5 protein-coding genes and 1 pseudogene are annotated in these 3,222 nt (G+C 39.5%); 1 reads left to right on the top strand and 5 read right to left on the bottom strand.

Features of this window, described 5'->3' with window-relative positions; genetic code table 11:
• Positions 1–431 (top strand): ISAzo13-like element transposase-related protein (locus tag CDZ78_RS19450; protein ID WP_444979221.1); only part of this gene is annotated, 431 nt, incomplete at its 5' end.
• Here the strand turns inward: CDZ78_RS19450 and CDZ78_RS23415 are convergent.
• The 5 genes and pseudogenes from CDZ78_RS23415 to CDZ78_RS19425 form a co-directional block, all read right to left on the bottom strand.
• Positions 432–884 (bottom strand): annotated as a pseudogene (locus CDZ78_RS23415) (caspase family protein).
• A 152-nt stretch (positions 885–1,036) separates the two neighbouring features.
• On the bottom strand, positions 1,037–1,480 hold the full coding sequence (locus CDZ78_RS19440; protein ID WP_087871442.1) for a caspase family protein: 444 nt from the start codon (positions 1,478–1,480) through the stop codon (positions 1,037–1,039).
• Positions 1,481–1,706: 226 nt separating this feature from the next.
• Positions 1,707–2,216 (bottom strand): hypothetical protein, encoded by a 510-nt coding sequence (locus tag CDZ78_RS19435; protein ID WP_140414242.1) that lies wholly within the window; start codon positions 2,214–2,216, stop codon positions 1,707–1,709.
• A 281-nt stretch (positions 2,217–2,497) separates the two neighbouring features.
• Positions 2,498–2,767 carry a type II toxin-antitoxin system YafQ family toxin gene (locus CDZ78_RS19430; RefSeq protein ID WP_087871440.1) on the bottom strand — a complete coding sequence of 90 codons (270 nt, stop codon included), beginning with the start codon at positions 2,765–2,767 and terminating at the stop codon, positions 2,498–2,500.
• Complete coding sequence (locus CDZ78_RS19425) at positions 2,767–3,027, bottom strand: type II toxin-antitoxin system RelB/DinJ family antitoxin (RefSeq protein ID WP_087871439.1); 261 nt, start codon at positions 3,025–3,027, stop codon at positions 2,767–2,769. Before CDZ78_RS19425 ends, CDZ78_RS19430 begins: the two co-directional genes overlap by 1 nt.
• Positions 3,028–3,222: the final 195 nt, after the last annotated feature.

Genomic DNA, 3,222 nt, shown 5'->3' with positions numbered 1-3,222 from the left:
GGTGGGTAAACGAGGGTATTATTCATTATCCTAAAGCAAAATCATTGTTGATCCTTTGCGATGGTGGAGGGAGTAACAGCTCACGGCACTACATTTTTAAAGAAGATTTACAAAAGACTGCGAATGCACTTGGATTGGAAATTAGGATTGCCCACTATCCTCCTTATACCTCCAAGTATAATCCCATTGAACATCGTTTTTTTCCTCATGTGACTCGTGCTTGTGAAGGTGTTGTATTTGGCTCGGTTGAAACAGTTAAAACATTGATTTCTAGAACATCAACGTCAAAAGGACTAACAACAATTGTTCACATACTCGACAAAATATACGAGACAGGACGAAAATATGCCGCTGACTTCAAAGAAATAATGCCGATTGTATTTGATACACATTTACCAAAATGGAATTACCGTGCAATTCCTCAAGAATAATTAATATCGGGAAGTTGTTTCGTGCTTATTCCTTAGTACTTCAAGTCCAGGCTGTGTCAATGCAGAGAGCAGTGCTTTCGTGTAAGGGCTATTGTGTTGGCTGATACCATCAGCAGCAACCTTCCCAGGCCCAGTAGCAAAAGAGATTAAACTGCCTTCAGGAGCACGGCTTTCTGCCAGACCTTTTTGACCACCACGAAAACCACGGAATGGATTATCACGGCAGGCATCAAGGAGAATAAAATTAACCGGATTTTGGGCACTTTCCATTTCAGCCAGTACCCAGTTTAAGTCAACGGCATTATATTTAACATCCGCCTTACTGACAAATTAAGTGCCTAACGGGATCAGGTAATTGATGCCATCAATCTGCATGCCATGGCCAGCATAGAAAAACAGGCCCAGATCACCTTGTTTCAATTGCTGAGTAAAGTCTTGAACCGCTTGCTCCATCGCTTAAAATCAGGGAAACGGAGCCTAAGCGGAGTGATGATTTTTAGTCCCTGGTAGGCGACAGGGCAATTCGCTGATCCGAAGTGCGCTAGTAGCGCGCGAGGGAGGCAAGAATTGCATTCCGAATAGCCGTCCAGCCATTTGAGGTAGTCTTAACGGAGCAGGGTTTTGTGCGTAGTTGAGACGGACGCAGGGCGACCAGGGCATCTCCCATTCGCTGCGTAGGCGAATGAATGTTGGTGACAGGAGTCCCAGAATGTTGTGAGGTAGCATGGCGCGCCTGTTCGTTGTTTATTTGCATCAAGCAAAGGAGCATCATTCACCAGCTGAAAATTTAATTTTTTTAAGGCATTGGCTAAATCATTTGCATCCTTGACCGGGTTTTTTAACGGTGTACCACTAAAACCACCTGCATAATCACTATTACCAATAACTAAAGCTGTTCGTTGCAATGAGTCTATGCGCAGTAAGCCACGCTCTGTCTCTGTTAATAAGGTTTGTTGAATAACTGGGTTATTGTATTGAGTCTCTGTTGTGCTTTTTTGAGCACAGGCGGTTAGCAATAAAAAAATGAGCAGTAGTATGAGTCTTGGCATAGAAATGTCGTTTGATATTATTACTTAGGCGGAGCAAGTTTCAGGAAGTGGGATCTTTAGTCCCGTGAACAATTCAGCGGGACTAAAGATCCCACTTCCAAAGTTTAGAATAACCACAATCAACTACTTATACACCACTAAACAGAAAAAAAAGTTCTGTGAGAGGTCGGGCGTTACGTAATCAGAGTTACGATACTACAAACACATTCCCATGAAGAAAACTTTTCTATAAGTCAGATTCTAACACTTCGAAAGAAATCTTTTTCTCGGAAATCCTTTGCTTCGTGTCTTTAATTTTTATAGTGATATTGTGTTTTCCTATTGGAAGATTAACATTATCTGCAGTAATGCCATCATGTGAAATTTGAGCATGCTGTTTAATTCGATCGGTAATATCCAGATTCAACCAGCCATATAAAACTTCAAGAGTTTCTATTTTAATATTGGCATCATCAGAGGCTGCAAAATTAATATCAATCTTAATAGGAGAATAGAGTTCAGATGTCATGGCAGGCAAATATACTGATATGCGCGGGGCATTCGGATTAGTCGCAAAAAATGATCTGGTTTGTGGTTTCATTTGCTTGTTCTGTATATCCTCATGGCCTAACTGCTGTATATATTCCTCTTGAGAAATAAGCATAAATGCTTCACCGGCAATTAACACAGAAGAAGCCATAAAACTGGCTAAAAAAATCAGTAGTTTTGCACTAATAGTATGTTTTATAGATTTCACTGAGTAGCTCCCAACCATGTATATATGCTATGAACATAGCATAAAATAATAAAGTTTTCTATCCATTTATCCCTTCATCTTTTAGGTGAGGGTTTAAATATACTACCCAGAATGATTGCGATTGATTGAGAGTGTAACTCTCGTTTGTATGAGAAGTAAGCCCTACTTACCGGACCTCTCACAGCAGAGCTGTTTATCCATGTATACCAGGCGTATCTTGGGAGTTTTTACAACTCAAGTCGATTTTTTCCAATCCGTCGTGGGATCCACGGATCTGGTTTTTATTTGAACAAATCAGAATGAGTACCCATTCTTTCAAAGACAATTTGGAGCTCTTCAGCTTTATAAATTAATAGCCAATCAGGTTCTATATGGCATTCTTTACGACCCACATAATGCCCAACCAATTTATGATCTCTATGAATTTCATTTAGTGGCTGACCTAAAAGAAGCGTTTCTGCAATAATTTTAAATTTTTCAAGATTTTTACCTCTTTTTTGAGCTTTTTTCACATCCTTGGCAAATTGATTGGTATAAACTGGAGTGTACATTAAATACCGAGACTCTTGAACATATCATCAGCGTTGTCGCAAACGACTAAATCATTACCAGAATCTGTAGCTTCAAAAGTTCTTAAGGTCTTTTCATTAGGAATAGTTACATTGAATGGCAAGCCATTTCGCAATTCAACTTGTTTATAAAATATCGTGATAGCCTGGGTGACACTAATCCCAAGGTTTTGAAAAACCTCTTCTGCATGTTGTTTTAAATCAGGTTCTATCCTCGCACGTACCATAGCACTTTTGCTCATAAATCACTCTCTTTGTAGAAGATCATTTACAGTGTATTCCAATTGAGCCACATATACAATAGTGAACTTGTCCTCTTTCATTTCTATAGAATAGTGATGACAGGGATGTGCATGACACACTTGAGCAGCTTGGACGCGGGGTCTTTAGCAATGGCATTCGCTTAAATAACAAAGTAACTAAAGATATTTATTCCG

The organism is Bathymodiolus platifrons methanotrophic gill symbiont (assembly GCF_002189065.1).
In the GTDB taxonomy this organism is placed as follows: Bacteria; Pseudomonadota; Gammaproteobacteria; order Methylococcales; family Methylomonadaceae; genus Methyloprofundus.
Note: the sequence above shows the minus strand (reverse complement) of the source record. Positions and strands in the feature narration are given on the sequence as shown.